A 25580-nucleotide genomic window follows, 5' to 3' on the forward strand; every position below is an offset into this window, starting at 1 on the left:
CCGGGACGAAAACTCGTGCCACCCTCCGTTGGGTGCGCTCACCCGTCTGGCTGGTCCTCGTCGCGGTCTTGGCCGCCTGTTCCGCGCCCGAATCAGCGAAACCGCAGGTAGAAGTCCTGCAAAAGATTCCGCACGACACGTCGGCGTTCACCCAGGGGTTGGAACTGGTCGACGGCGTCCTCTACGAGGGCACCGGCCTGGAGGGCGAGTCGACGATGCGCGCCCTCGATCCGGCGACCGGGAACGTCCAGAAGAAGGTCGACCTGCCGCCGGACTTCTTCGGCGAGGGCATCACCGTCGTCGGCGACACCATCTGGCAGATCACGTGGCAGAACGGCGTCGCCATCGAGCGCGACCGCAAGACGTTCGACGAGCTCCGCCGCGTCTCGTACGAGGGCGAGGGCTGGGGCATCTGCGACGACGGCAAGCGCCTGGTCATGAGCGACGGCTCGGCGAAACTGACGTTCCGCGACCCGAAGACGTTCGCCGAGACCGGAAGCGTGCAGGTCACGCGGGACGGGAAGCCGCTGACGCAGTTGAACGAGCTGGAGTGCGTCGGCGACCGGGTCTGGTCGAACGTGTGGAAGACCGACGAGATCGTGCGCATCGATCCGGCCACGGGGAAGGTCGACGCCACCTACGACCTGTCGTCGCTGAAGCCCTCCGGGGACGTGGACGTCCTCAACGGCATCGCGCACATCCCCGGAACCAACGAGTTCCTGGTCACAGGCAAGAACTGGCCGACCATCTTCCGAGTGAGGTTCAACGGGATGGGGCAGGATTGACGGTGTGACGGGCGACCGCGGGTGGAGTGACCAAGAGCCTCCGAAGCGTTACCCGTGGCAGGACGACGAGTACCGGCCGCGGGAGCGTGGCGGAACCACGTCCGAGCACGGCTTCCAGCCCCCGCCCCAGCAGACCCGTCCGCTGCCGAACGCCGACCAGCAGACGACCCCGACGCCCAAGCCGCCGCGCAAGCTCACCGTCACGCGCGTCGCGTGGTTCCGCAGCAAGCAGATCTCCGCGCAGGCCGTGGCGGCGTTCCGGCGGGCGGCGCGGGCGGACGGCGCCGGCAAGTCCGGCATGACGTCGGTCACCTACGCGGTGATGATGAACTACGCCGCCGACGCCGCGATGGCCGTGGCGCTGGCGAACACGCTGTTCTTCTCGGCCGCGTCGGCCGAGTCCAAGACCAAGGTCGCGCTCTACCTGCTGATCACGGTCGCGCCGTTCGCGTTGATCGCGCCGGTGATCGGCCCGTTGCTGGACAAGATCCAGCGAGGCCGGCGGCTGGCGCTCGCGGCGTCGTGCGTGCTGCGGATCGGGTTGTCCGTGGTGATGGCGCTGAACTTCGACAACTGGCTGCTGTACCCGGCCGCGCTGGGCAGCATGGTGCTGTCGAAGTCGTTCACCGTCCTGAAGTCCGCGATCACCCCGCGCGTGCTCCCGCCGGAGATCACGCTGTCCAAGACCAACGCGCGCATGACCGTGTTCGGGCTCGCGGCGGGTGCCGTGTTCGGTGCGCTGGCGGCCGGGTTCGCGCACCTGTTCGGCTCGCCGGGGGCGTTGTGGTTCACCGCCGTGCTGTGCGGGGTGAACGCCTGGCTGTGCATGAAGATCCCGGCCTGGGTCGAGGTGACCGAGGGCGAGGTCCCGGCCACGCTGACCTCGAAGCCCGCCAGGCAACGGATCTCGCGGCACGTCGCGGTGTCGTTGTGGGGCAACGGTTCCATCCGCATGCTGACCGGCTTCCTGACCCTGTTCGCGGCCTTCGTGGTGCGCGAGCAGACCGAGGGCGACGCCGTCCGCCAGCTGCTGCTGCTCGGCGTGATCGCCGGTGCCGCCGGTGTCGGCAGCTTCCTGGGCAACGCGATCGGCGCACGTCAGCACTTCGGCAAGCCCGACGAGGTGGTGCTGGCCTGCGTCGCCACCGCCCTCGCCGCCACGATCGTCGCCGCCGCCCTCCCGGGCCTTGTCACCGCGGCCGTCGTCGGCCTGCTGGGCGCCACCGCCTCGTCCCTGGCCAAGATCAGCCTCGACGCGGTGATCCAGGACGACCTGCCGGAGGAGTCGCGCGCGTCGGCGTTCGGCCGCTCCGAGACGATCCTGCAGCTCGCCTGGGTCTTCGGCGGCGCACTCGGCGTGCTGCTGCCCGCGACGTTCTGGGTCGGCTTCCTCGTGCTGTCGATCCTGCTGGCTCTGGGCCTGACCCAGACGTGGATGTACCGCAACGGCACCTCGCTGCACCTGCTCGTGGCGAGACTCGTCCGCAGGCCGGCTCCAGCGACCCCGTAGGCTGCCTGACGTGCGTCGACTTGCTTCGCTTATGGCTGCCAGTGTTCTCGTGCTGTCGGGCTGCTCGCTGCAGCAGCACGACCCGGAGGTCACGTTCTACGCGAACGGCAAGACCATCCGCATCGAGCCGACGATCTACTGCGCCTTCGACGGCTCCGACTGCGTCGAGAAGAACGCCCCCGCCTCGCTGAAGGTGCCCGCCGGCAAGGTCGTGCAGATCTCCGTGGACGGCCAGCTCGCGTCGGGCATCTGGGAGGTCGTGTGCGTGTACGAGAACGCCGCCCGCGTCCAGGAAGGCTGCTCCTCCCCGTTCCTGGGCAGGGGCGACGACTACACCTACACCCTGGCCGTCCCGAACGACTCGGACCAGCTGCTCCGCATCGAGGTCCACGAGGCGGCCGCCGCGGTCCTGGAAACCGGCCAGCCGCTCATGCGCGGCTCGTGGGTGGTCGACGTCACCCGCTGATCAACGCCGCCCGAACGCCTCCCACCACTCGGTGGGCGCGATGCGGTGGGCGGCCTCCATCAACGCCTTGCCGGTGTCGGTGACCACCGAAGCCCGCATGGTCTGCATGAAGAGCTCCATCTTCCCGACGCCAGTGGCCTGGTACTCCCTGGCCTGCAACAGCAGCTCGATCTTGTCGGCATCCCGGCTGCACCGCGCCTCGGGCGTGTGGTCGAGATCCTTGGCCGCCTCGTGCTCGGCGACCAACTGCACGACGTGCTCGGCGAGTCGCGGAGGCAGGTGCCGAACCTGGTCACGCGCCACCTGCTCCGGAGCCACCTTGACGTCCACGTAGAGCTTGCCGACGTAGGGAATGTCGCCGATGCGCGTCTCGGGCACGTCGTGGAAGAGGCCGAGAGTCGCCGCCCGGTCGGGGTTCGCACCTTCCTGGACCGCGATCGCGTAGGCCAGCACCCCGACCCGGAACGAGTGGGCGGCCACCGTCTCGGGGTGCTGAACCCCGGCGAAGAGCCATCCCGCCCTGGGCAGGCGCTTGAGCTGGCCGACCTCGTAGACGAACTCGACGATCCTGTCAGCGTCAGACATGCCGCTGATCCTTTTACGGATCGACGCCAAGCGCCAGCAGGACAGGCGCACACGCCCCCTCCACCCGCGAAGCCGAAGGCGAGCCCGTATGAGCGCCGCACATCGGAACAGCGGTGTGGTGACGTGCAGACCCAACTCAGCCACGCTGCAAGAGATTGGGGCTTGACTTTGGGTGCGAGGTGCTAGCTTCTCGAGCTCGGCCGGGCGCTTTTCAGCCCGGCCTTTTCCGGCCGATGAGCGCCTCGCAAGGGCCCCGAAGTCAAGCCCCAATCTCTATCGACGCGCCAGCGGCGATGAAATGACCCGGCTCGTCAAAGTCTTTGCACCCCAACGCAACCACACAACAAAGGTGACGTGCCAGCAGCCCTTGAAGCTTTACGGGTCGAGGTCCCGGGCCACCGCCCGAACCACCTCAGCCACCAGCTTCATGCTCTTCTTGTCCGACGGATACCGCCCCCGCCGCAGATCAGGCTGCACCTTGTTCTCCAGCAGCTTGATCATGTCCTCGATCAGCCCGTGCAGCTCCTCCGCGGGCCGCCGCCGAGCCTCGGCGACAGACGGAGCGGGGTCGATCAACCGCACGGACAACGCCTGCGGGCCCCTCCGCCCCTCCGCCATGCCGAACTCGATGCGCTGGCCGGCCTTCAGCCCGGTGACACCGGGGGGCAACGCCGCTTTGCGGACGTAGACGTCCTCGCCACCGTCCTGGGTGACGAATCCGAAGCCCTTCTCCGTGTCGTACCACTTGACCTTGCCGGTCGGCACCGCGCTCACCATTCCCTTACCTCTGCACAACGAACGCGCCCCAGGCGTACCCGAGACGCGTTCCACCAGAGTAGCCAGAAGACCAGGGCGAAGGCACCTCCGTTAGCGCGACTACGCTGCGGACCATGACCGCTCCGAAGTTGATGCCGCTGGCCATCGGCCTGTTCGCCGTGGGCGTACTGGCGATCGTCGCGGTCTTCGTGCTCTTCGCCGCCGGCTATGGCGATCTGCCCGTGTGGCTGAACGTCGCGGCGACCTACCTGCCCGCGGTCGGGCTGGGGCTGGGGATCATCGCGGTGATCAGGAAGTCACGACAGAAGAAGTCCTGAGCCACTCCGGGAACTCGCGCAGGTCGTCGAACACCACGGCCGCGCCGGCCTCCAGCAGTTCGGCACGCGAGCACGGCCCGGTGACCACGCCGACGCCCAAGGCGGAAGCAGCAGCAGCGCCGCGCATGTCACCGATGTGGTCGCCCACGTAGACGGCGGCGCCGTGCAGCTTCAGGGACTCCGCCTTGCCGGTCGACCAGAGCTCGCCGTAGAGGTGGTCGACCTCCCAGCCCAGCGCCTCCAGGTGCAGGGCCGCGTTCTTGCGGTACTTGCCGGTCACGATCATGGTCGAGCCGCCCAGCTCCCGCACGCTCCGCAACGCCTCGAAGGCTCCCGGCAGCGCGACGGTCGCCGGGATCACGACCTCCGGGTACAGCGAGCGGAACAGCGCCACCAGGTCCGGGATCTCGGCCTCGGGCACGCCCATCTCGCGGTAGGTCATGTCGAGGGGCGGGCCGAGGTTCGACGCGAAGAGCTCGCCGTCGAGGGCGTAGCCGCTGCGGGCGCCCACCTCGTTCATCACGGCGGCCATGCCCGGCCGGGGGTCGATGAGGGTCATGTCCAGGTCGAAGCCCACGGTGAACGGCACGGAACCTGACTCTACGTCTTTACAAAAGCAATAACTGTGTAAAGGTGAAGAGGTGAGCGACATCACCGAGCTCTTACTGGACGCGGCCGCCGACCTCCTGGCGGCCCGGGGGTTCCACGGGCTGCGCATGATCGAGGTCGCCAGCCGCGCCGGGGTGAGCAGACAGACCGTCTACAACGAGTTCGGCAACAAGGAGGGCCTCGTCCAGGCCGTCGCCGTGCACAAGACGGAGGAGTACCTGACCGGGATCATGACCCGGCTCCAGGAGGACACCGACCCGTGGGAGGCGATGCGGTCCGCGTTCCGCTTCACCTTCGAGCAGACGGAGAAGGACCGGCTCGTCTCGGCCGTGCTGACCGGTCAGAACGCCGAGGACCTGTTGCCGTTCATCACGATCCGCGGCCATCCGATCCTCTTCCACGCCACCGAGGTCGTCGAGCAGCACCTGAGCAGGCACTTCCCCGGACGGCACGTGCGGTTCACGGCGGAGACGACGGTCCGGCTCGCGCTCAGCCACCTGCTGATGCCGAGCGGCGACCTGGACAGCGCGATGGACGCCGTGGTGAAGGTCGCCAGGGTGACGATGGACGCATGACCCGGCAGGCCCCGTTGTTGCAATAATCTTGCAGGAACGGGGAGGTGTCCTGGTGGTCGCTGTGTCGGCGCGGTTCCGCGCGGGGGCTGCGTTGCTCGGTCCGGCGTTCGTCGCCGCGATCGCGTACGTCGACCCCGGCAACGTGGCCACCAACACCGCGGCGGGCGCGACGTACGGGTACCTGCTGGTCTGGGTGCTCGTCGTCGCGAACGTCATGGCGGGGCTCGTGCAGTACCTGTCGGCGAAGCTCGGGCTGGTGACCGGCCAGTCGTTGCCGGAGGCGGTGCGCGACCACCTGCCACGGCCGGTGCGGCTCGCCTACTGGGGGCAGGCCGAGGTCGTCGCGATGGCCACCGACCTCGCCGAGGTGCTCGGCGGGGCGATCGCGCTGCACCTGCTCTTCGACCTCCCGCTGCTGCTCGGCGGCGTGATCACCGGTGTCGTGTCGACGCTTTTGCTGCTGGTGCAGGACAAGCGCGGGCAGAAACCGTTCGAGCGCGTGATCACCACGATGCTGGCCGTGATCGCGGTCGGGTTCATGGCGGGGCTTTTCGTCGCGCCACCTGACGTGCCGTCGGCGTTCGGTGGTCTGCTGCCGCGGTTCGACGGCGCGGACAGCGTGCTGCTCGCCGCGGGCATGCTCGGCGCGACGGTGATGCCGCACGCCGTCTACCTGCACTCGGCGCTGGCGCGTGACCGGCACGGCCGCAACCCGTCGGTGCTCAAGGCCACCAAGGTCGACGTCGTGGTCGCGATGGTGCTGGCGGGCGCGGTCAACATGGCGATGCTGCTGCTCGCCGCGTCCGCGTTGCAGGGCAAGGAGAACGTCGACACGCTCGAAGGCGCGCACGCGGCCGTCGGCGCCACGCTGGGCGGCGGGATCGCGTTGCTGTTCGCGCTCGGCCTGCTGGCGTCGGGGTTCGCGTCCACGGCCGTCGGGTGTTACGCCGGCGCGGTGGTCATGGACGGCCTGCTGCACGTCCGGATCCCTTTGCTCGCAAGGCGTCTGATCACGCTGGTGCCCGCGCTCGCGATCCTGGCGCTCGGGGTCGATCCGACGTTCGCGCTGGTGCTGTCCCAGGTCGTGCTGTCGTTCGGCATCCCGTTCGCGCTGGTGCCGCTGGTGTGGCTGACCGCGCGCCGGTCCGTGATGGGCTCCTACGCGAACCGGCGGTCCGTGACCGCCGCCGCGTGGCTCGTGGCGGCGGCGGTCGTCGTGCTGAACGTGGTGCTGATCTACCTGACGGTGTCCGCGTAGGAGACGCCGAGCTGACCCAGTGCGGTCTCCATGATGCGCATGATCTCCAGCGAGTCGTTCAGCGTCATGTTCTCGTGCTCGACGTACCCCAGGGCGACCCAGTCGTCGACCGACCGGATCTGGTGGGTGTAGCCGCCGTCCTCGATCACGTGCTCGACGCCGTTGATGATCGCCCTGGTGGGGTTGAAGAACGACTCGGGCAGGTCGATGCGCCCCTTGGTGCCGACGATCGTGGCACCGGCGCCCGTGTCGGCGGTGAGCGAGCAGCCGAGCAACGCGTGCGCGCCGTCCTCGTAGCCCAGCAGGATGCCCGCGTCGGCGTCCACGCCCGTCGGCGCGAGGCTGCCGTGCGCGTGGATCTCGCTGGGAACGCCCAGGAGCAGGTGCGCGAGCGAGATCGGGTAGACGCCGAGGTCGAGGACCGAACCACCGCCGGCCTCCTTGGCCCACAGGCGGTCGTTCGCGTCGAACGCGTGGTTGAACCCGAAGTCGGCGCGGATCTCCCGGACGTCACCGATCTCGCCGTTCTCGACGGCGTCCGCGATCTTGCGGATCAACGGGTTGAAGCGCGTCCACATGGCCTCCATGAGGAACAGCTGCTTCGACCGCGCCCGTTCGACCATCTCCTCGACCTGCGCGACCGTCAGCGCGAGGGCCTTCTCGCACAGCACGCTCTTGTCCGCGTCGAGCGCGGCGAGCACGACCTCGTGGTGCTGGCCGTGCGGCGTGGCCACGTAGACGATCTGGATCTCGGGGTCGGCGAGCAGCTCGTGGTAGTCGCCGTACGCGCGCGGAATCCCGAACTTCTCCGCGAACTGCTGCGCCTTCGCGATGTCGCGCGAGGACACGGCGCCCACCTGGACACCCGCCTTGAGCATGTCAGCGGTCACGGCATGCGCGATTCCGCCCGTTGCGATCACACCCCACGTCATGCGATCAGCTTAGATTGGAGGTATGCGCCTCATCCTGAACGTGATCTGGCTGGTGCTCGCCGGCTTCTGGATGGCCGTCGGGTACGCGGTCGCCGGCATCATCTGCTGCATCCTCATCATCACGATCCCGTGGGGCATCGCGTCGTTCCGGATCGCGAACTACGCGCTCTGGCCGTTCGGGCGCGAGGTCGTCGACAAGCCCGGCGCGGGAGCCGGATCGCTGCTGGGCAACATCATCTGGATCGTCGTGGCCGGCTTCTGGCTCGCCATCGGCCACATCATCACCGGCATCGCCCTGTGCGTCACGATCATCGGCATCCCGCTCGGCGTCGCGAACTTCAAGCTCGTGAAGGTCTCGCTCGTCCCGCTGGGCAAGGAGATCATCGAGCTGCCGTGACCCGTCAGCCCTCCGTGAGCTCGTGCAGGCAGAGGATGTTGCCCTCGGTGTCGAGGAACCACGCGGCGCGTTCGGTGCCCATGACCGCGATGTGGTTCGTGGTCTTGAAGTCCGGCAGGTCGTAGTCCTCGAAGCGGACGCCCTTGCCCTCGAGCTCGCGGATCTCGCCCTCGAGGTCGGGCACCTCGAAGCTGAGCACCGTGTGGCCGGTCTGCGCGCCCTTCTCCGCGGGCATCAGGCCGAGCGCGTCGCCCTGGCCGAGCGCGAAGATCCGCGTGCCGTCCGGCTGCGTGGCGACGGGTTTGAGGCCGAGCTGGTCCTCGTAGAAGCGACCGGCTCGGTCGGCGTCCTCCACGGGCAGCATCGTCGTGGTCTTGGTGGCGGTGAGCATGCTCGCCTCCTTCGACTGGGGAGCACTGATGCTGCGCCTGCCGCCTCCGTCGCACAAGGGTCCTTTCACTCCTTCGTGACCAGCGGCGATGGTTGGTTCACGGGACGATTTCGCTCCGTGAACAGACTGCTTCCCGCCGTGCTCGCCGGAGCGTTCGCGCTGTCCGGCTGCTCCGCTCTGGCGCCGGGTCTCACCTTCGGGAAACCGACCGAGACCACCACCACCGCACCCGCTCAGCCCGCCACGCAGACCGCGACCGAGACGAAGTTCGAATGGCCCAAGCCGTGCGACCTGTACGACGCGGCGAAGGAGCTCCCGGGCAACGACTTCAAGGTCACCGCGGACAACATCTACACCTGCGACTGGTCCGAGGACCTCGGCTACGGCAAGGGGAACGCCCTCAGCCTCGCCATCTGGTCGGGGCTGCCACTGGAGCGGGCGACGCCTCCGCTGAACGCGGCCAGGGTCACCGACGTCACGGTCGGCGCGCACGACGGCAAGCTGTACGAGGAGCGCGAGATCCCCGGCGGCTGCCAGCTGTCCCTGGTCACCGCCGACGGGCACGTGTCGATCTACTCCCGCGCGCAGGACGTCGAGGAGTCCTGCGACATCGCCCAGCGGGTCGCCGAGAAGATCGAGCCCTCGTTCCCCTAGGCGTGCTTCGCGCTGTCGTCGAGGCCGAGCAGCTCCACCGACTTCGCCCGCATCTCGACCTTGCGGACCTTGCCGGTGACCGTCATCGGGAACTCCTCCACGACGTGCACGTACCGGGGGATCTTGTAGTGCGCGAGCTTGCCGGTGCAGAACTCGCGCACGGCCTCGGCGGTCAGCTCTCCGACGCCGTCGCGGAGCCGCACCCACGCCATGAGCTCCTCGCCGTACCGCGCGTCCGGCACGCCGATCACCTGCGCGTCGAGCACGTCCGGGTGCGTGTAGAGGAACTCCTCGATCTCGCGCGGGTAGATGTTCTCGCCGCCGCGGATGACCATGTCCTTGATGCGGCCGGTGATGTTGACGTAGTCGTCGTCATCCATCACGGCGAGGTCGCCGGTGTGCATCCAGCCGGCGCGGTCGACGGCCTCGGCGGTCTTCTCCGGTTCGTTCCAGTAGCCGAGCATCACGGAGTAGCCGCGCGTGCACAGCTCCCCCGGCACGCCGCGCGGCACCGTGAGGCCGGTCTCCGGGTCGACGATCTTCACCTCGAGGTGCGGGCCGACCCGGCCGACCGTCCCGACACGACGGTCGAGGGAGTCGTCGACGCGCGTTTGCGTTGACACCGGGGAGGTTTCGGTCATGCCGTAGCAGATCGAGACCTCGCGCATGCCCATCCGGTCGACGACCTGCTTCATCACCTCGACCGGGCACGGCGAGCCCGCCATGATGCCGGTGCGCAGGCTGCTCAGGTCGTAGCCGTCGACCAGGTCCAGCATCGCGATGAACATCGTCGGCACGCCGTACAACGACGTGCAGCGCTCTTCCTGAACCGCCGCAAGGGTTTTCGCCGGGTCGAACGCGGGCGCCGGGATCACCACGCACGCGCCGTGGCTGGTGGCCGCGAGGTTGCCCATCACCATGCCGAAGCAGTGGTAGAACGGCGGCACCACGCAGATGCGGTCGTCCTCGGTGTAGTTGATCAGCTCGCCGACGAAGTACCCGTTGTTGAGGATGTTGTGGTGCGAGAGCGTGGCGCCCTTGGGGAATCCGGTGGTGCCGGACGTGTACTGGATGTTGATCGGGTCGTCCCGGTCCAGCTCGACGTCCGGCAGCTCGTCGCCGCTCCACTGAGGATCGTCCGTGAAGACGACGTGCTTCAGCTCGGGGCAGCGCGGGCGGACCTCGTCGATCATGCCCGCGTAGTCCGACGTCTTGAACGACCGCGCGGACACCAGCGTGTGGATGCCCGCCTGGTTCAGCACGTACTCCAGCTCGTGCACGCGGTACGCCGGGTTGACGTTGACCAGGATCGCGCCGATCCGGGCCGTCGCGTACTGCACGAAGACCCACTCGGCGCAGTTCGGCGCCCAGATCCCGACCCGGTCGCCCTTGCGCACCCCGAGCGCGTGCAGCCCGGCGGCGGCCCGGTCGACCTCAGCCGAGAGCTCCGCGTACGTCCACCGTCGATCTGTGGCCTTGTCGACAAGTGCCTCGCGATCCCCGAAGCGCGCGACCGTGGCCGCGAGGTTCGCGTGGATCGTGTCGCCCAGCAGCGGGGCGGCGGACGTGCCCGAGGAGTAGCTGGAGGTCATCCCTCAGACGGTAGTCAGGCTTCGGCGTATGGCAAGGGCACGACGAGGCACGGACCACCGCTGTAGAGCCCCGCGTCGATCGCCAGGACCTTGTCGTCGGCGTAGACGAGAGGCCCGTCGATCTGGTCCGGCGTGACCCCGAGCTGGTCCGCGATGACGCTGTGCCCGTGCACGATCCGGCTGCCCCCGAGCGTCGCGAGCAGCTCGTCCGCGATCTCCGGCCCCTGCGGCCCCCGGAACGCGTACCGGGTCGTCATCTTGCGCCAGCACTCCCACCAGTCGACGAGGTCGTCGCCCTTCAGCACCTGCCGGACGGACTCGTTGACCTCTTCGATCGAGGCCCCCCATTCGAGGTAGGCCACCGTGTCGGAGTGCATCAGCAGGTGGTCGTCGCGCAGCTTCAGCACGGGCCTGCTCGTCAGCCACTCGACGTGGGCCTCGGTGAGCCGGTCCTGGTCGCTGCGCAGCCCGCCGTTGAGCAACCAGCTGCGCGCGAACGACCGCGGCCCGAGGCTGTCCGGCACCTGCTCGTCCCCGAACCGGTACATGCCGAGCAGCAGCACCTCGTGGTTGCCGATCAGGGAGCTGACCGTGCCCCCGACCTCGGCCGCCTCCTCGCCGAGCCGCATGACCAGATCGATCACACCGACCCCGTCGGGCCCGCGGTCCACGAAGTCGCCGAGGAACCACAGCTCGGCCTCGCCGCCGATCCAGTGCCCCTCCTCGTCGCACAGCTCGGCGACGTGCAGGGCTCTGATCAGTTCCGAGAGGTGCCCGTGCACGTCACCCACGACGTGCATCGGGCGTCGATCCGTGTCCACCTCCGCGACGATAGGTGATGAACCCTCGCGCGTCAGTCGTCAGCCCGGATCAGTGGTCCCGTCACGCGAAGAGCTAGGCGGACCAGTCACCGAACGGGTCGGCAGCGTGACCGACCAGCTCCGCGATCGACTTCAGCACGCGCGTCGGCCGGTACGGGTACATCTCGGCCGTCTCGGCGCTGAAGACGCCGGACAGCACGAGGATGGTCGACAGGCCGGCCTCCAGTCCCGACCGGACGTCGGTGTCCATCCGGTCGCCGATCATCAGCGCCTGCTCGGAGTGCGAGCCGAGAGCGCGCAACGCCGAGCGCATCATCAACGGGTTCGGCTTGCCGACGTAATAAGGCTCACGGCCGGTCGCCCGCTCGATCAACGCCGCCACGGCGCCCGTCGCGGGCAGAGAACCCTCGCGCGACGGACCGGTCGCGTCCGGGTTGGTGGCGATGAACTTCGCGCCCTCCTCCACCAGGCGGATGGCCTTGGTGATGGCGGTGAAGCTGTAGGTGCGGGTCTCGCCGAGCACGACGTAGTCCGGGTCGCGGTCCGTGAGGACGTAGCCGATCTCGTGCAGGGCGGTGGTGAGGCCGGCCTCGCCGATGACGAACGCGCTGCCGTTGGGGCGTTGCGAGTCGAGGAACTTGGCGGTGGCGAGGGCGGAGGTCCAGATGGACTTCTCCGGGATGTCGAGGCCGGTGCGCTGCAGGCGCGCGCGCAGGTCCCGTGGCGTGTAGATGGAGTTGTTCGTGAGCACGAGGAACGGGGTCTCGGAGGCCCTCAGCTCCGCGACGAACTCGTCCGCTCCGGGGATGAGGTGCTCCTCGTGCACGAGGACGCCGTCCATGTCCATCAAGTAGTGCCACATGGGCCTAAGTATCGATGACGCGCGTGCGAAACGTCTCGATCTGGAGCTTGAGATAACGCTCGATCACTTCCAGCTCGGGGGCGGAGAACTGGTCCAGGACCTCGATCATGCTCTGGCGGGCGACCTCGAAGATCGCGCCGAACTTCTCCAGGTCACCCGGCGTGACCTCGACGAGCACCTTGCGGCGGTCGTGGGGATCCCGGACACGGCGGACGTACCCGGCACGTTCGAGGCGGTCGATCACGCCCGTGACGGCTCCGGTGGAGAGGCCGGACAGCTCGGCGATCCGGCCCGCCGTGACGGGGCCCTCCGCCCGCATGGCGAGATCGAGGCACTTCTCGTCGGTCGCGGACAGGCCCATCTTCTCGGCCACCCGCGCGTGGAACATGACGGTGAGCGCGCTCTGCTCCCTCATGTAGAGGGTGAACCTCTCCAGGGCCTCAGGTTCCATGTCGAACATCTTAGCGACTAAGACAATTACTTGTCAGAGTGCTCCAAACGGGCGGAACGTGAGAAACCTCGTTTGTGGAGTCACCTACAAGGGGTTGTTCATTAAGCTAAATAAGGTGACAGCAGTGGAGTTGGGGATACCGATCGTGCGCGGCACGCCTGACGTGTCCGCACGTCCGGACTCGCCGCTGCTCGTCGACAGGTTCGGGCGGGTGGCGAAGGACCTCCGGGTCTCCCTCACGGACCGGTGCAACCTGCGGTGCACGTACTGCATGCCGGCCGAGGGACTCGACTGGCTCAAGAAGGACGAGCTGCTCACCGACGCCGAGCTGATCAGGCTCATGCGCATCGCCGTGGTCGACCTGGGCGTCACGGACATCAGGTTCACCGGCGGCGAGCCGTTGCTGCGGCGCGGGCTGGAGCAGGTCATCGCCGCGACGGCCGAGCTGGAGCCCCGGCCGCGCATGTCGATGACGTCGAACGGGATCGGCCTCAAGCGCAGGGCGCAGTCGCTCAAGGACGCCGGGCTGAACCGCATCAACGTCTCGCTCGACACCCTCGACCCCGACCGGTTCGCCACGCTGACCAGGCGCGATCGCATCACGGACGTGCTGGACGGCCTCGACGCCGCCCGCGAGGCCGGGCTGGAGCCGGTGAAGGTCAACTCCGTGCTGATGCGCGGCATGAACGACGACGAGGCCGTGCCGCTGCTGCGGTTCTGCGTCGAGAACGGCTACCAGCTGCGGTTCATCGAGCAGATGCCGCTGGACGCCCAGCACGGCTGGACGCGCACCGACATGGTCACGGCCGACGACATCCTCACGATGCTCTCGACCGCGTTCACGCTCACGCCCTCGGAGACCCCTCGCGGCGGCGCGCCCGCCGAGAAGTGGCTGGTCGACGGCGGCCCCTCGGTCGTCGGCGTGATCGCTTCGGTGACCAGGCCGTTCTGCGCCGCCTGCGACCGCACCCGCCTCACCTCGGACGGCCAGATCCGCAACTGCCTGTTCAGCCACGGCGAGACCGACCTGCGCGCGCTGCTGCGCGACGGCTCCCCCGACACCGCGATCGCCGACGCCTGGCGCGCCACGATGTGGGCCAAGAAGGCCGGTCACGGCATCAACGAGGCGGGCTTCGAACAGCCCGACCGTCCCATGAGCGCCATCGGAGGATGACAGTGAGCACCGCCGTGAACATCCGCTACTTCGCGGGTGCGCGGGCCGCGGCCGGGGTGGCCGACGAGGACCTGCTGCTGGACGCCCCCGACCCCACCGTGGCGCTCGTCGTGAGCACCATCGGGGAACGCCACGGCGACAAGCTGGGCAAGGTCCTCGCCGCCTCCAGCTTCCTGCTGGACGGCGTGGCGGTGCGCGACACGTCCGTGCGCGTGCCCGCCGGTTCTCAGCTGGACGTGCTGCCGCCGTTCGCGGGCGGCTGAGCTCTCTCAAACGAGCGGACCGGCCAGCCTCGCCTCCCACGCCCGGCGTCCGGTCTCGCGTGCGAGCTCCCACGCCCGGAGCCGGTGCCGTTCGGCCTCGGCGGCGTCCCCCGCGGCCAGGTGGATCTCCGCGAGCTCGGCCTCGACCTGCACCTGGCGCACCCGCAGCTGACCTCGTTCCGCGATCTTGTTCGCCTCGGTGGCGCGGGCCAGCGCCTCCCGCAGGCCCCCCAGCACGCGGTGGTCGCCCGCAAGCCCGGTGAGCGCCTGGACCTCGCCGCGCGCGAACGCGGCGGTGCTGCTCCCCCTCAGCGCCTGCTCGTGCTCGGCCACGGCCTCGTCCGGTCGCCCGCGGCGCCGCAGGACCGCGCCGAGCGTGCACCGGGCGTCCCACTCGGCCATGTCCTTCGCGGTGCGCGTGGCGACCTCGACCGCCTGCCTCGCGACGACCTCGGCCTCGGCGAGCCTGTCCTGTTCGAGCAGGAGGAACGCGCGGGCGTCGAGCACGCGTGACTGGAACGTCGGGCCGAGCTCCGGTGTCGTGAGGGGCTCCACCTCGTCCAGGTACCTCTCGACCTCGCCGAGGTCGCCGACGAAGAGGTGGGCGATCACGAGGCCGTGCAGGCAGAAGGCGATGCCCGCGGTCAGGTTCCGCTCGGTCGAGCTCCGCAGCGCCTCCTCGCAGTAGGACGCCGCGAGCCGCAGCGGGCCGAGGTCGTTGAGCACGCAGCTCAGGTTGAACAACGTGTTCGGCGTGCGGGTGATGGCGAGCGACTGGTGCATGGCGTCCGCCGCCTCGGCGAGGTTGCCCAGTTCCCAGTGGATGATGCCCAGGTTGCCGACGTACGACGTCAGCGAGGTCCGGTCGTCGGCCTGCCGGGCCAGTGCGACGGCGCGCTCGTACTCGGGCAGCGCGTCGACGAACCTGCCCGACCGCCAGTGCGCGAGTCCGAGCGAGGCGTGCATGTTCGCCTCGGCGGTGACGTCACCGAGGTGCTGCGCGGCCTTCAACCCCGCCTCGGCGACGACGTACCAGTCGACGACGTTCGCCGCGTGGTGCAGGAAGTACGCGCGCATCGCGTCGGCCAGCTGCCAGGCGATCGGCCGGTCTCCTGCCGAGACCGCGGCGGCGACCACGTTCGCGTGCTCGGCGTTCAGCCAGGCGAGCGCGCTCGGCATGTCGCTCAGGTCGTGCACGGGCAGGTCCGCCGGCAGCTCCGGCGACGCCATCCGGTGCAGTTCGGGGTTCAGCGTGCGGCCGGCGGCGTCGGTGTTGCGCAGGTAGTACTCGTGCAGCCGCGTCGAGGCGGGCGCGCCCAGGCGGTGGGCGTACGCGCCGAGCAGGTCGTGCAGGGAGTACCGCTCCCCGTCCCGTTGGACGAGGTTCGCCGCAACCAGCCGGGCCAGCGGTTCGGCCGCGTTCTGATGCAGCAGCGCCGTGGCGGCCTCGACCGGGAAGTCGGCGCCCGGCACGTGCCCGAGCAGCCGGAACAACAGCCGCGACGACACCGGCTGCGCGCGGTAGGACAGCTCGAACGTGCCGCGGACCGCCCGGTCGCCCTCGATCTCCAGCGCGTCGAGCCTGCCGTCGCCGCGCAGGTCGGCGAGGTAGTCGGTGATGTCCTGGTCCGCGAGGTGCGCGGCGGCGATGCGCAACGCGAGCGGCAGTCCCGCGCACAGCCTCACCAGCTCGGCGCGGTCGCCCTCCTCGCCCGCGACGCCCATGGCGCCGAGCAGCGCCTGCGCCTCCCCGTCCGCGAGCACGCCGACGCGGATCTGGTCGTGCTCGGGCAGGTCGTGACGGCTCGTGACGACCAGCCGGGACCGGCTCCCCCGCGGCGCCAGCGGGCCGATCTGGTCGCGGTCCGCGTTGTCGAGCACGACGAGCACCACCCGGTCCTCGGTCAGCTGCCGGTACAACGCGATCTGCGTGTCGAGGTCGGCGGGCACCTGCTCGACCCCGAACGCGCGCAGGAACCGCGACAACGCCTGGCCCACCGTCACCGGATCGCCCTCGGAGAACGCGCGCAGGTTCACGTACAGCTGCCCGTCCGCGAACCCGTCGCCCATCCGGTGCGCGAGGTGCACCGCGAGCGCCGTCTTGCCGACACCGGGCGGGCCGGTGATCGCCAGCACCCGTCCGGCCGACGAGAGCGCGGCGTCGATCTCGGCGGCGCGGCCGACGAAGTCCGGCAGGTCGGCTGGGAGCTGCCGCGGCCCACGCCGGCGGGGCACCAGCCGGTAGCCGTACGGCTCGGTGACGACCTGGTCGGTGGCCCTCAGCCGGTGGACGAGCTTGGTCAGCGCGGCCCTCGGGTTCGCGGGCCGGTCGGCGCCCCAGACGGCGTCGACGAGCTCGTCGAACGGCACGGGCAGCCCCGGCCGGGCGGCCAGCGCGTTCCGCAGGGCCTCGATCCTCGTCACGGAGTCCGATCGTATGAGCCCGTGCCGCCTCAGGCTTGTTGGCGCCCGCGCTCCTTCTTCCAGAGCCTGACCTGCCGGTAGTACTCGTTCGACGGGAGCTGGAAGACCAGCACCGCCCCCACGCCGAACAGCACCGAGGCGATCACGGTGTAGCTCGCGGCCTGGGAGACGTCCGGGTCGCCGATGAACCGGATGCCGCCGGGCAGCCACTGAACGGTCTCGAAAGCCAGCAACACCACTGCGGTGAGGCGGGCCCAGTTGAACCAGATCGCCAGCACGCTGATCACGAGGACCACCGACGGCAGCCCGTTGCCGTTCATGCCGCCGCGGCCGCCGAGGTTCGCGACGTTCATGCCGAAGAACGCGGCCGCGAGCGGCAGCAGCACGAGGGCGACGACCAGAACCCTGGGACGCTTCGGGCGAGGGGCCGGGAGGGTCATGGAACCGAGTCTGAAGGCCTCCCGAGGGGACCGGTCCCGCTTGCCCGCGCGCACCTCTCACGCCCCTCGCTCGACCGTGAACGGGGCTCTCGATCGGCCCAACACGCGTGAGCCACGCCTCACTTTCCGTGATAGATCTCGGTCGATCTCAGGATGGAAACGAACCGATAACGACACCGCTGACCTGCGCGTTTGTAGCCTCTCCACAACACTCCGCGTCGTTACTGTGACGCGCGTCACAGCTCGAAACATTTGGAGAGCACCCCGGCGGTTACGTACGGTCGCTCCTCGGCTGGCCCGAACCAGCCGCAAGCACGATCCGGAGGACCGAGCACCGAACCCAGTCCGAGGGTTCTCCGGCACCTACCCCGAGCGAGAGAAACCGCCGGACTGGGACGCAGGAACGCACCGGGCCCCGAACCCGAGTTCCTGTCCGCAGGCGCGGTGGACCGAGAGGCACATGGCTTTCAACCGAGGCAGCAAGCGCAAGCAGGGTTCCGCCGCTCGCACTATCGCCAAGGTCGCGGCTGTCGGCATCATCGCCGGCGCCCCTCTGGGCCTGGCCGTTGGCACCGCCAACGCGGCCCCCGTCAACTGGGACGCCCTCGCGCAGTGCGAGGCAAGTGGTAACTGGGGCGCCAACACGGGCAACGGCTACTACGGCGGCCTGCAGTTCACCCAGCAGACCTGGAACGCCTACGGCGGCCAGGGCAACCCGGCCAACGCCTCCCGCGAGCAGCAGATCGCCGTGGCGGAGCGCGTGGCCGCGGGCCAGGGCGTCGCGAACGCCTGGCCGTCCTGCAGCAAGCGGATCGGCAACTACACGGGCGTCGCCCCCAAGGCCGCCCCGGCCCCGCAGCAGCAGCGCAAGGCGGCGCCGCAGCAGCGCCAGGCCCCCGTGCAGCAGCAGGCGCCGGTCGTGCAGCTGGCGGGCTCGAAGTCGAACCCGAACGGCAACTACGAGATCAAGGCGGGCGACACCCTGTCGAAGATCGCGGAGGCCAACAAGGTCACCGGCGGCTACCAGGCCATCGTGGAGAAGAACAAGGAATTCCTCACGAACCCGGACCTGATCTTCACGGGCGACAAGATCCTGATCTGAGCCACGGCTCGATCAGCGGACCTTGATGGGTCGCATGATCGCCAGCGCGCGTGACGCGGGCTGACGCAGAACCAGGGACCTCACCGCAATCCCCCCGGCGGTGAGGTCCCTGCCTGCGTTGGAGGGGGCGACCAGGTGCTGGGCGCGGGCGGCAGATCGCGGGATGCGGTCGGCGGGCGGCAAGTCGCGGGCAGCGGGACGCGGGCAGCGGGACGCGGGATGCGGGCGGCTGCGAGACGCGGGCGAAGGGCCCCGAGTCGTGGAATGTGCGCAAGCCTGGAGAGGCGGGCGCGAGGACGCGACGCGTAGCTTGGGCGATGCGGAGCTGAGGCGGCGATCGAGCACGGCGGTGCCAACCGCAGTCGTCAACGCAAGGCGACCACGCACGCAAGCCAGGCGCGCGCACCCAACCGGACAGCCGTCAACGCACCCCAACCACCTACGAAACCTGGCACGCGAAGCCGAAGGCGAGCCCGAACGGGCTGATGCCCGCCACAGAGCCGGTTACGCCGCTCAAGGCGATTGGGGCTTGACTTTGGGTGCGAGGTGCTAGCTTCTCGAGCTCGGCCGGGCGCTTTTCAGCCCGGCCTTTTCCGGCCGACCAGCGCCTCGCAAGGGCCCCGAAGTCAAGCCCCAATCGCACACCCCAGGTCTTTCGTCGAGACCCACGCAACCAACTCTCGCAACCGCAGCCCAACCAACGGAACGCAACCAACCCCGCTGGAACAGGAACCGGACCCCAAAACCGGCATCCGGAAACCTCAGGGGCAGTTGACCCACTCGTCGGTCCCGTCCGGAAACACCTGCCGCTTCCACACCGGCAACCGAGCCTTGACCTCGTCGACAAGATCGGCGCACAGGGAAAACGCCTCCCCCCGATGCTCAGCGGCCACAGCACAGGCCAAAGCCACGTCCCCGATCTTCAACGGCCCAACCCGGTGCGACACGGCGATCCCGTGCACTCCGGAGTACTTCTCCGCAAGAGCAGCCACCACCTCGGCCACGACATCCGAAGCCGACGGGTGCGAGTGGTACTCCAACTCCACCACCGACCGCCCACCGTCGTGATCCCGCACCACGCCGGAAAACGTGACCACAGCACCGGCCCGGTCAGACCCGACGAGCGAAGCGTGCTCCTCGACCGACAACGGCTCCTCGGTCACAGCAGCCCGAAGCACCACGCTCACTTGTGATCCCCTCCACGCAGTTGGTCCAGGGCGTGCTCCACCACGGAGTCCAGCACGGACAGCCCGTCCCGAACCCCACCGGTGGACCCCGGCAGGTTCACGATCAACGTCCGCCCCGCCACCCCGGCAACGCCACGAGACAACACCGACCCGGGAACGGCGGGCCAGCCGGACATCCGGATCACGTCCGCCAGCCCAGGCACCTCGTAGTCGAGCACCGCACGGGTCGCCTCGGGGGTCCGGTCGGTCGGGTTGATGCCGGTGCCACCGGTCGTCAGCACCAGGTCCACACGCGCCGCAACCGCGTCGGCAAGGGCCACGCGGACCGGATCGCCGTCCGGCACGACCACGGGGTCGGCCACCGACACACCCCGCTCGACGAGCCAGGAGACGATCAACGGTCCGGAGCGGTCCGAGTAAACCCCCGCGGCGGCGCGGTTCGACGCGACCACGACGACGGCCGAGTAGTCGGTCACGGGCGCTCCCACAGACCGGACTTGCCGCCCTCCTTGCGCTCCACCCGCACCGCGTCCAACGACGCCGCCGGGTCGACCGACTTCACCATGTCGTGCAGGGTCAGGCCGGCGACCGACACGGCGGTCAGGGCTTCCATCTCCACGCCGGTGCGGTCGGTGGTGCGGACGGTGGCGGTGATCAGCACGGCCGAGTCGGCCAGTGCCAGGTCCACGACGACCGACGACAGCGAGATCGGGTGGCACAGCGGCACGAGTTCCCAGGTGCGCTTCGCCGCCATGATGCCGGCGATGCGGGCGGTGGCGAGGGCGTCGCCCTTGGGCAGGCCGTCGGCGCCCAGCAACTCAACCACTTCTGCGGTCGTGTGCAGGACCCCGCTGGCGACGGCGGTCCGGGTGGTCTGCTCCTTGCCGGAGACGTCGACCATCCGGGCCGCGCCAGCTGAGTCCAGGTGGGTGAACTGCTTGGTCATACGGCGATCGTATGCCTGCACAAGACGCGGAGCCCGTGCGCAAAGCCTCTAAGAGGTAGTGGCTTTGCGCAGAGCCTCCGCGAGGTGGCCCTTAGGAAGTAGCGGCCTTGCGCACTGCCTCGGCGACGGCCGGGGCGACGGTGTTGTCGAAGACGGACGGCACGATGAACGACGCGTTCAGCCTGTCGCCGTCCACCACGTCGGCGATGGCGGCGGCCGCGGCCAGGAGCATCGCGTCGGTGATGGTGCGGGCGTGCGCGTCCAGCAGGCCGCGGAACACGCCGGGGAACGCCAGCACGTTGTTGATCTGGTTCGGGAAGTCCGAACGGCCGGTCGCGACGACGGCGGCGTGCTGCTGGGCCTCCATCGGGTCGATCTCCGGGTCCGGGTTGGCCAGCGCGAACACGATGGCGTCCTTCGCCATGGTCGCGACCTGCTCCGCGCCGAACAGGTTCGGGGCCGAGACGCCGATGAACACGTCCGAGCCGACCAGCGCGTCGTGCAGGCGGCCCGCCTGGTTGTCCTTGTTGGTGGACGACGCGATCGACTTCAGGTTCGCGTCGAGGCCCGGACGGTCGCGGTGCACGATGCCGTCGACGTCCACGGCGATGATGTCGCCGGGCGTCTGCGCCTGCAGCAGGCGGATGATCGCGGAGCCGGCCGCACCCACACCACAGACCGTGATGCGGCAGTCCTTGATGTCCTTGCCGACCACGCGCAGCGCGTTCCGCAGAGCCGCCACGACGACGATCGCCGTGCCGTGCTGGTCGTCGTGGAACACCGGGATGTCGAGCTTCTCGCGCAGGCGGGCCTCGATCTCGAAGCAGCGCGGCGCGGAGATGTCCTCGAGGTTGATGCCGCCGTACACGGGAGCGATGAGCTCGACCGCGCGGATGATCTCCTCGGTGTCCTGGGTGTCCAGGCAGACCGGCCAGGCGTCGACGCCGGCGAACTTCTTGAACAGCGCGGCCTTGCCCTCCATCACGGGGAGAGCGGCGGCGGGGCCGAGGTTGCCGAGACCGAGCACGGCCGAACCGTCGGTGACGACGGCGACGGTGTTGCGCTTGATGGTCAGGCGGCGCGCGTCGTCCGGGTTCTTGGCGATGGCCTCACACACACGAGCCACACCAGGCGTGTACGCACGAGAGAGGTCGTCACGGTTGCGCAGCGGCACCTTCGACGCGATCTCGATCTTGCCGCCGAGGTGCACGAGGAACGTGCGGTCCGACACCTTGCGGACGACGATGCCGGGCAACGTCTCCAGCGTGTCGGTGATGTCCTTGGCGTGGTTCGCCGACAGGGCGTTGCACGTGAGGTCGATGACGACGCGGTCGTTGTGCGACTCCACGACGTCGAACGCGGTGATCACACCGCCCGCGCGGCCGACGGCCGAGGTGAGGTCACCCGCGGCGCTCGCTGACGGCGGCGCCTCCAGACGAACGGTGATCGAGTAACCAGGGCCGGGGACCGGCATCGTCGTCCTCCCACGAAGTACAGCTCAAGCGGGAAGTGAGCCTATCCCCGGGCCCTTTGCGGTACGCACGCGACTCGACCAGTCTTAAGACCGGCCTGACAATCCACTCAGGACTTGTTGATCTCGGTCACCGGGTGCCGGTACGGGAGGTCCTCCACCGGCAGCGGGAACGTCACCGTGCCGAACGGGGAGAGCGCACCCTGCAGGTCACTGGTCAGTTCAGTGACGGGATGGCTGCCGTCCGCGCCTTCAGGCCAGTGCGGGTCGACCCGTCCAGGGCGTCCTTTCGCCACGTTCTCCTCCTCGGTGGTGTCAGATGACGCGACAAGTGTGACAGAGCACGTCGGGATCCGAAGCGGCCCATATACCGTGGTGAGAATGTCCGGCATCACACTCGCCGACTGGCTGCGCGCCCAGGACGACGCTGCTCTCGTCGCACTGCTGCGCGCGCGTCCTGACCTGGCAACGCCCCCACCTGCCGATATGTCCGTCCTCGCGACGCGGATCGGCACGAGAGCGTCGATCGCGCGCGCCTGCGAGGACCTCGACACGTTCACGCTGGCCGTCCTCGAGGCCCTGGTGGTCGACGGCGCCGACGCCGAGCCCGTGGCGTTGCCCACACAGCTGCTCGGCCCGGACGTCAAGCCGAAGCCGCTGAAGCAGGCGGTCGCGCGACTGAAGGCCCTGGCGCTGGTCTGGGGCGACGACGACGCGCTGTCCGTCCCGCCGCTGACACGCGAGGCCTTCGGCGCCCACCCCGGCGGTCTCGGCCGCCGGACCGGGCAGACCTACGACCTCGAAGGCATCTCCGAGGGTGAGCAGCGGGTCCTGCAGAAGCTCGCCGCCGGGCCGCCCATCGGCGACACCAAGGACGCCTCCAGGGTCGTCCCGCTGGAGAAGGCCGAGACCCCGGTGCAACGGCTCCTCGCGCGCGGCCTGCTGCTGCGCCGCGACCCCGGCACCGTCGAGCTGCCCCGCGAGATCGCTCTCACGCTCCGCGGCGAACGGCCGCTCGGCCCGATCCAGGTCACCGAGCCGAAGCCCAAGACCAGCACTCTGGACCAGAGCGGCATCGACGCGACCGGCGGCGGTGAGGCGCTCGAGCTCGTGCGGCACGTCGAGAAGCTCATCGCGAGCTGGTCCGCCGAACCCGCGCCCGTGCTGCGGACCGGCGGCCTGGGCGTGCGCGAGCTGCGCAAGGCCGCCAAGGACCTCGACGTCGACGAACGCCGGGCCGCGCTGCTGATCGAGCTCGTCGTCGGGGCCGACCTCGCCGCGAACACCGAGGCCACCGAACCCGAGTGGGTGCCGACGACCAAGGCCGACGTGTGGCTCGCCGCGACCGCCGAGGTCCGCTGGGCCACCCTCGCGAACGCCTGGCTGGAGCTGCCGCGGCTGCCCGCGCTGATCGGCCGCCGCGACGAGAAGGACAAGCTCTTCAACCCGCTGGCGGACGAGATCCGCCGCGCCCAGGCCCCGCGCGACCGCCGCTGGGTCCTCGAGACGCTGGCCGCGTTCCCCAAGGGCACCGCGATCGCGAACCCCGCCGACCTGGCCGCGCTGCTCGGCTGGCGCGCGCCGAGACGCGGCGGCAGGCAGCGCGACGAGCTGGTGCGCTGGACCGTCGAGGAGGGCACCGCCGTCGGCGTGCTGGCCCTGGGCGCGATCACCGCCGCGGGCCGCGTGCTGCTCGACGAAGGCCCCGGCCACGCCGCCAAGACCCTCGGCGACGCCCTGCCGGAACCGCTCGACCACGTGCTGGTGCAGGCCGACCTCACCGTGGTCGCCCCCGGCCGGCTCGAACCCGACCTCGCCGACGAGATGGCGCTGGTCGCGGACGTCGAGTCGGCGGGCAGCGCCACGGTCTACCGGATCAGCGAGGCCACCGTCCGCCGCGCCCTCGACGCCGGACGCACCGCCGACGAGCTGCGCGAGCTCTTCGCCCAGCGCTCGCGCACCCCCGTCCCGCAGTCGCTGAGCTACCTGATCGACGACGCCGCCCGCCGCCACGGCAGGCTGCGCGGGGGCGCCGCGGGCTCGTTCCTGCGCTGCGACGACTCGGTGCTGATCACCGAGGTCCTCGCCCACCCCGAGGCCGCCCGGCTGGAGCTGCGCCGGATCGCCCCGACCGTGATCGTCAGCCCGTTGCCGCTGGCCGACGTGCTGGACGGGCTGCGCTCGGCCGGGTTCGCCCCGGCCGCGGAGGGCCCCGACGGCCAGGTGCTGGACCTGCGGCCGGGTGGCCGCCGGACCACGCCGAGGCAGCGGACGGCCAGAAAACCGGCGTCACCGGCCGTGCAGGCCGACGAGCGGTTGGGTGAACTCGTCCGGCTGGTCCGGGCCGGAGATCGCGCCGCGGCGACACCACGGGGTGAACGCGTGGCCGTCCCCGGCAACCTCGGCGCCGGCCCGTCGGCGACCCTGTCGTTGCTCCAGCAGGCCGCACGCGCCCGGCGCCGGGTGCTCGTGGGGTTCGTCGACTCGCACGGCACGGCGGCACAGCGCGTGATCGAGCCGCACGTCGTCGGGGGTGGCGTGCTGGAGGGATACGACCACAGCTACGGAGAGGTGCTCAGGTTCCCTCTTCATCGCGTCACGTCCGCCGCATTGGTGGACGAGGACTGACGGTCGGTCATCCCCCGGTAGGAACTCCCGACCACCCTTGCGTGGCCAGTGCGCGACCTAGCGTCGGTTGACGTGGACGTACCCGAGACACGTCCGCATCGACCTAGGAGGTCACTCGCACATGGTCAGCTCCCGGTGGGCCGTGAAAGCCGCCGCCACCGTCACGACCCTGGCGTTCGCCCTGCCGTTCGGCACGGGCACCGCGAACGCCGATCCGATCATCCAGATCCTGGGTGACAACAACGTCAACGCGACGGTGGGGGTGAGCGGCAACGTCGACATGCTCGACGTCGCGGCCGGCGCCCAGGTCGCGATCGACACCGGACCCGGCATCAGCGTCATGACGAACGGCGGCATCCAGGTCGCACTCGGACTCGCGGCGCAGGTCGACGCGGACCTGAGCGCCGGAGTGGACGGCTACGTGTCCGATCTCGACATCGAGGCGGACGTCGACGCCGCGGTGGACGCGGACGTCGAAGTGGAACCGACCGTGGTCGCCGCGGTCGACGCGGACGTGGAAGTGGAACCGGCCGTGAACGCCGCGGTGGTAGCTGACGCAGATGTCGCTGCCGACGTGAGCGAAACGGACGAGGGCCGCGCACACGCTGCCGCGCCGGCCGCGCCGACCGTCGAACCGGTGCCCGCCGCACCCGCCGAGGCTCCTCTCGCCACGGCGGCCGCGGTCACCGCGGAAGCGGTGGCGGACGTCGACGTCGACGCCGCCCTCGCGGTCGAGGCCGACATCGATGCGGACGTCGACGCGACCATCGGGGTCGGCGTCCACGACGGGTACCACGGACACCACCACCACGGTCTGCTGAGCGGTCTGCTCGACATCGGAGTCGGGGCCGGTGTCGGCGCAGGCGCTGACGTGGACCTCGGCAGTGGTGACGTCTCCGTCGGTGCCTTCGTCGGGATCGGGCTGACCATCGGATAGCAGGACCTCACGGCGAAAGGACGACC

27 protein-coding genes and 1 pseudogene are annotated in these 25580 nt (G+C 69.7%); 13 read left to right on the top strand and 15 right to left on the bottom strand.

From position 1 onward, the window contains the following. Nucleotides 1-32 precede the first annotated feature (32 nt). The 3 genes from ACFWNN_RS27105 to ACFWNN_RS27115 are packed head-to-tail and all read left to right on the top strand — an operon-like array spanning nucleotide 33 to nucleotide 2761. Nucleotides 33-785: a glutaminyl-peptide cyclotransferase gene (locus ACFWNN_RS27105; RefSeq protein WP_382442745.1), complete on the top strand. Its 753-nt coding sequence runs from the start codon at nucleotides 33-35 to the stop codon at nucleotides 783-785. Nucleotides 786-789: 4 nt separating this feature from the next. Then, on the top strand, nucleotides 790-2295 hold the full coding sequence (locus tag ACFWNN_RS27110; RefSeq protein WP_382442746.1) for an MFS transporter: 1506 nt from the start codon (nucleotides 790-792) through the stop codon (nucleotides 2293-2295). Between the two features lie 31 nt (nucleotides 2296-2326). Continuing rightward, the gene (locus tag ACFWNN_RS27115; protein WP_382442747.1) at nucleotides 2327-2761 is read left to right on the top strand and encodes a DUF2771 family protein; all 435 of its coding nucleotides are present in this window, start codon (nucleotides 2327-2329) and stop codon (nucleotides 2759-2761) included. Here the strand turns inward: ACFWNN_RS27115 and ACFWNN_RS27120 are convergent, their stop codons facing one another. Both ACFWNN_RS27120 and ACFWNN_RS27125 read right to left on the bottom strand, forming a co-directional pair. Then, nucleotides 2762-3346, bottom strand: a complete 585-nt coding sequence (locus ACFWNN_RS27120) for an HD family hydrolase (protein WP_382442748.1) — start codon at nucleotides 3344-3346, stop codon at nucleotides 2762-2764. Nucleotides 3347-3721: 375 nt separating this feature from the next. Beyond that, a complete protein-coding gene (locus ACFWNN_RS27125) occupies nucleotides 3722-4111 on the bottom strand; it encodes a cold-shock protein (RefSeq protein ID WP_285642948.1) in 390 nt (129 codons plus the stop codon). 125 nt (nucleotides 4112-4236) lie between these two features. On the opposite strand from ACFWNN_RS27125, the gene ACFWNN_RS27130 reads away from it, so the two are divergent. After that, nucleotides 4237-4440, top strand: a complete 204-nt coding sequence (locus tag ACFWNN_RS27130; RefSeq protein ID WP_382442749.1) for a hypothetical protein — start codon at nucleotides 4237-4239, stop codon at nucleotides 4438-4440. On the opposite strand, the gene ACFWNN_RS27135 is transcribed toward ACFWNN_RS27130, so the two are convergent. Then, complete coding sequence (locus ACFWNN_RS27135; RefSeq protein WP_382442750.1) at nucleotides 4412-5029, bottom strand: HAD family hydrolase; 618 nt, start codon at nucleotides 5027-5029, stop codon at nucleotides 4412-4414. The two genes, ACFWNN_RS27130 and ACFWNN_RS27135, sit on opposite strands and share 29 nt — an antisense overlap. 52 nt (nucleotides 5030-5081) lie before the next feature. On the opposite strand from ACFWNN_RS27135, the gene ACFWNN_RS27140 reads away from it, so the two are divergent. Then, on the top strand, nucleotides 5082-5624 hold the full coding sequence (locus tag ACFWNN_RS27140) for a TetR/AcrR family transcriptional regulator (RefSeq protein ID WP_382442751.1): 543 nt from the start codon (nucleotides 5082-5084) through the stop codon (nucleotides 5622-5624). Between the two features lie 52 nt (nucleotides 5625-5676). Then, nucleotides 5677-6882 (top strand): Nramp family divalent metal transporter, encoded by a 1206-nt coding sequence (locus tag ACFWNN_RS27145; RefSeq protein WP_382442752.1) that lies wholly within the window; start codon nucleotides 5677-5679, stop codon nucleotides 6880-6882. On the opposite strand, the gene ACFWNN_RS27150 is transcribed toward ACFWNN_RS27145, so the two are convergent. Further along, nucleotides 6861-7814: a Gfo/Idh/MocA family protein gene (locus tag ACFWNN_RS27150; protein ID WP_382442753.1), complete on the bottom strand. Its 954-nt coding sequence runs from the start codon at nucleotides 7812-7814 to the stop codon at nucleotides 6861-6863. The two genes, ACFWNN_RS27145 and ACFWNN_RS27150, sit on opposite strands and share 22 nt — an antisense overlap. A 22-nt stretch (nucleotides 7815-7836) precedes the next feature. Between ACFWNN_RS27150 and ACFWNN_RS27155 the strand changes: the two genes are divergently transcribed. Next, nucleotides 7837-8211, top strand: coding sequence for a YccF domain-containing protein (locus tag ACFWNN_RS27155; protein WP_382442754.1), 375 nt, complete (start codon nucleotides 7837-7839; stop codon nucleotides 8209-8211). Between the two features lie 4 nt (nucleotides 8212-8215). On the opposite strand, the gene ACFWNN_RS27160 is transcribed toward ACFWNN_RS27155, so the two are convergent. Then, entirely contained in the window at nucleotides 8216-8602 is a 387-nt protein-coding gene (locus tag ACFWNN_RS27160) for a VOC family protein (RefSeq protein WP_382442755.1), read from the bottom strand. 117 nt (nucleotides 8603-8719) lie between these two features. On the opposite strand from ACFWNN_RS27160, the gene ACFWNN_RS27165 reads away from it, so the two are divergent. Then, nucleotides 8720-9256 (top strand): DUF3558 family protein, encoded by a 537-nt coding sequence (locus ACFWNN_RS27165; RefSeq protein WP_382442756.1) that lies wholly within the window; start codon nucleotides 8720-8722, stop codon nucleotides 9254-9256. On the opposite strand, the gene ACFWNN_RS27170 is transcribed toward ACFWNN_RS27165, so the two are convergent. The 4 genes from ACFWNN_RS27170 to ACFWNN_RS27185 all read right to left on the bottom strand — a co-directional run bounded on the left by ACFWNN_RS27170 (nucleotide 9253) and on the right by ACFWNN_RS27185 (nucleotide 12982). Next, nucleotides 9253-10848 (bottom strand): AMP-binding protein, encoded by a 1596-nt coding sequence (locus ACFWNN_RS27170; protein ID WP_382442757.1) that lies wholly within the window; start codon nucleotides 10846-10848, stop codon nucleotides 9253-9255. The two genes, ACFWNN_RS27165 and ACFWNN_RS27170, sit on opposite strands and share 4 nt — an antisense overlap. 14 nt (nucleotides 10849-10862) lie before the next feature. After that, nucleotides 10863-11648, bottom strand: coding sequence for a metallophosphoesterase (locus ACFWNN_RS27175; RefSeq protein WP_382442881.1), 786 nt, complete (start codon nucleotides 11646-11648; stop codon nucleotides 10863-10865). A gap of 94 nt (nucleotides 11649-11742) precedes the next feature. Continuing rightward, nucleotides 11743-12531 (bottom strand): HAD-IIA family hydrolase, encoded by a 789-nt coding sequence (locus ACFWNN_RS27180; protein WP_382442758.1) that lies wholly within the window; start codon nucleotides 12529-12531, stop codon nucleotides 11743-11745. A 4-nt stretch (nucleotides 12532-12535) separates the two neighbouring features. After that, nucleotides 12536-12982 (bottom strand): MarR family winged helix-turn-helix transcriptional regulator, encoded by a 447-nt coding sequence (locus ACFWNN_RS27185; RefSeq protein WP_382442759.1) that lies wholly within the window; start codon nucleotides 12980-12982, stop codon nucleotides 12536-12538. A gap of 115 nt (nucleotides 12983-13097) precedes the next feature. Here ACFWNN_RS27185 and moaA point away from each other — a divergent pair, with 115 nt between their 5' ends. Both moaA and ACFWNN_RS27195 read left to right on the top strand, forming a co-directional pair. Beyond that, nucleotides 13098-14156 carry a GTP 3',8-cyclase MoaA gene (gene moaA, locus ACFWNN_RS27190; RefSeq protein ID WP_382442760.1) on the top strand — a complete coding sequence of 353 codons (1059 nt, stop codon included), beginning with the start codon at nucleotides 13098-13100 and terminating at the stop codon, nucleotides 14154-14156. After that, nucleotides 14153-14419 (top strand): MoaD/ThiS family protein, encoded by a 267-nt coding sequence (locus ACFWNN_RS27195; RefSeq protein ID WP_382442761.1) that lies wholly within the window; start codon nucleotides 14153-14155, stop codon nucleotides 14417-14419. The genes moaA and ACFWNN_RS27195 overlap by 4 nt, the downstream gene beginning before the upstream one ends. A gap of 6 nt (nucleotides 14420-14425) precedes the next feature. On the opposite strand, the gene ACFWNN_RS27200 is transcribed toward ACFWNN_RS27195, so the two are convergent. Both ACFWNN_RS27200 and ACFWNN_RS27205 read right to left on the bottom strand, forming a co-directional pair. Further along, a complete protein-coding gene (locus tag ACFWNN_RS27200) occupies nucleotides 14426-16843 on the bottom strand; it encodes an ATP-binding protein (protein ID WP_382442762.1) in 2418 nt (805 codons plus the stop codon). A gap of 29 nt (nucleotides 16844-16872) precedes the next feature. After that, entirely contained in the window at nucleotides 16873-17283 is a 411-nt protein-coding gene (locus ACFWNN_RS27205) for a hypothetical protein (RefSeq protein WP_382442763.1), read from the bottom strand. A 460-nt stretch (nucleotides 17284-17743) separates the two neighbouring features. On the opposite strand from ACFWNN_RS27205, the gene ACFWNN_RS27210 reads away from it, so the two are divergent. Further along, on the top strand, nucleotides 17744-18385 hold the full coding sequence (locus ACFWNN_RS27210) for a transglycosylase family protein (RefSeq protein ID WP_382442764.1): 642 nt from the start codon (nucleotides 17744-17746) through the stop codon (nucleotides 18383-18385). Between the two features lie 761 nt (nucleotides 18386-19146). Here the strand turns inward: ACFWNN_RS27210 and ACFWNN_RS27215 are convergent. The 4 genes and pseudogenes from ACFWNN_RS27215 to ACFWNN_RS27230 form a co-directional block, all read right to left on the bottom strand. Further along, nucleotides 19147-20048 (bottom strand): annotated as a pseudogene (locus ACFWNN_RS27215) (molybdenum cofactor biosynthesis protein MoaE). Then, a complete protein-coding gene (moaC, locus tag ACFWNN_RS27220) occupies nucleotides 20045-20518 on the bottom strand; it encodes a cyclic pyranopterin monophosphate synthase MoaC (protein WP_382442765.1) in 474 nt (157 codons plus the stop codon). The pseudogene ACFWNN_RS27215 and the gene moaC overlap by 4 nt, the downstream one beginning before the upstream one ends. Before the next feature lie 91 nt (nucleotides 20519-20609). Beyond that, entirely contained in the window at nucleotides 20610-21992 is a 1383-nt protein-coding gene (locus ACFWNN_RS27225) for an NAD-dependent malic enzyme (protein ID WP_285642747.1), read from the bottom strand. 107 nt (nucleotides 21993-22099) lie between these two features. After that, entirely contained in the window at nucleotides 22100-22285 is a 186-nt protein-coding gene (locus tag ACFWNN_RS27230) for a hypothetical protein (protein WP_382442766.1), read from the bottom strand. A gap of 85 nt (nucleotides 22286-22370) precedes the next feature. On the opposite strand from ACFWNN_RS27230, the gene ACFWNN_RS27235 reads away from it, so the two are divergent. Further along, the gene (locus ACFWNN_RS27235) at nucleotides 22371-24617 is read left to right on the top strand and encodes a helicase-associated domain-containing protein (protein ID WP_382442767.1); all 2247 of its coding nucleotides are present in this window, start codon (nucleotides 22371-22373) and stop codon (nucleotides 24615-24617) included. Between the two features lie 121 nt (nucleotides 24618-24738). Beyond that, nucleotides 24739-25554 (top strand): hypothetical protein, encoded by an 816-nt coding sequence (locus ACFWNN_RS27240; protein ID WP_382442768.1) that lies wholly within the window; start codon nucleotides 24739-24741, stop codon nucleotides 25552-25554. Nucleotides 25555-25580: the final 26 nt, after the last annotated feature.

Source organism: Lentzea sp. NPDC058450 (genome assembly GCF_042721395.1).
In the GTDB taxonomy this organism is placed as follows: domain Bacteria; phylum Actinomycetota; class Actinomycetes; order Mycobacteriales; family Pseudonocardiaceae; genus Lentzea.

Bases quoted from the DNA above. Each gene is read 5' to 3' on its own strand.
- ACFWNN_RS27130 (WP_382442749.1), top strand. From the start codon at position 4,237: ATGACCGCTCCGAAGTTGATGCCGCTGGCCATCGGCCTGTTCGCCGTG.
- ACFWNN_RS27150 (WP_382442753.1), bottom strand. From the start codon at position 7,814: ATGACGTGGGGTGTGATCGCAACGGGCGGAATCGCGCATGCCGTGACC.
- ACFWNN_RS27175 (WP_382442881.1), bottom strand. From the start codon at position 11,648: ATGCACGTCGTGGGTGACGTGCACGGGCACCTCTCGGAACTGATCAGA.
- ACFWNN_RS27160 (WP_382442755.1), bottom strand. From the start codon at position 8,602: ATGCTCACCGCCACCAAGACCACGACGATGCTGCCCGTGGAGGACGCC.
- ACFWNN_RS27155 (WP_382442754.1), top strand. From the start codon at position 7,837: ATGCGCCTCATCCTGAACGTGATCTGGCTGGTGCTCGCCGGCTTCTGG.
- ACFWNN_RS27180 (WP_382442758.1), bottom strand. From the start codon at position 12,531: ATGTGGCACTACTTGATGGACATGGACGGCGTCCTCGTGCACGAGGAG.
- moaC (WP_382442765.1), bottom strand. From the start codon at position 20,518: ATGACCAAGCAGTTCACCCACCTGGACTCAGCTGGCGCGGCCCGGATG.
- ACFWNN_RS27205 (WP_382442763.1), bottom strand. From the start codon at position 17,283: ATGACCCTCCCGGCCCCTCGCCCGAAGCGTCCCAGGGTTCTGGTCGTC.
- ACFWNN_RS27210 (WP_382442764.1), top strand. From the start codon at position 17,744: ATGGCTTTCAACCGAGGCAGCAAGCGCAAGCAGGGTTCCGCCGCTCGC.
- ACFWNN_RS27115 (WP_382442747.1), top strand. From the start codon at position 2,327: ATGGCTGCCAGTGTTCTCGTGCTGTCGGGCTGCTCGCTGCAGCAGCAC.
- ACFWNN_RS27120 (WP_382442748.1), bottom strand. From the start codon at position 3,346: ATGTCTGACGCTGACAGGATCGTCGAGTTCGTCTACGAGGTCGGCCAG.
- ACFWNN_RS27235 (WP_382442767.1), top strand. From the start codon at position 22,371: ATGTCCGGCATCACACTCGCCGACTGGCTGCGCGCCCAGGACGACGCT.
- ACFWNN_RS27225 (WP_285642747.1), bottom strand. From the start codon at position 21,992: ATGCCGGTCCCCGGCCCTGGTTACTCGATCACCGTTCGTCTGGAGGCG.
- ACFWNN_RS27240 (WP_382442768.1), top strand. From the start codon at position 24,739: ATGGTCAGCTCCCGGTGGGCCGTGAAAGCCGCCGCCACCGTCACGACC.
- ACFWNN_RS27195 (WP_382442761.1), top strand. From the start codon at position 14,153: ATGACAGTGAGCACCGCCGTGAACATCCGCTACTTCGCGGGTGCGCGG.
- ACFWNN_RS27170 (WP_382442757.1), bottom strand. From the start codon at position 10,848: ATGACCTCCAGCTACTCCTCGGGCACGTCCGCCGCCCCGCTGCTGGGC.
- ACFWNN_RS27185 (WP_382442759.1), bottom strand. From the start codon at position 12,982: ATGGAACCTGAGGCCCTGGAGAGGTTCACCCTCTACATGAGGGAGCAG.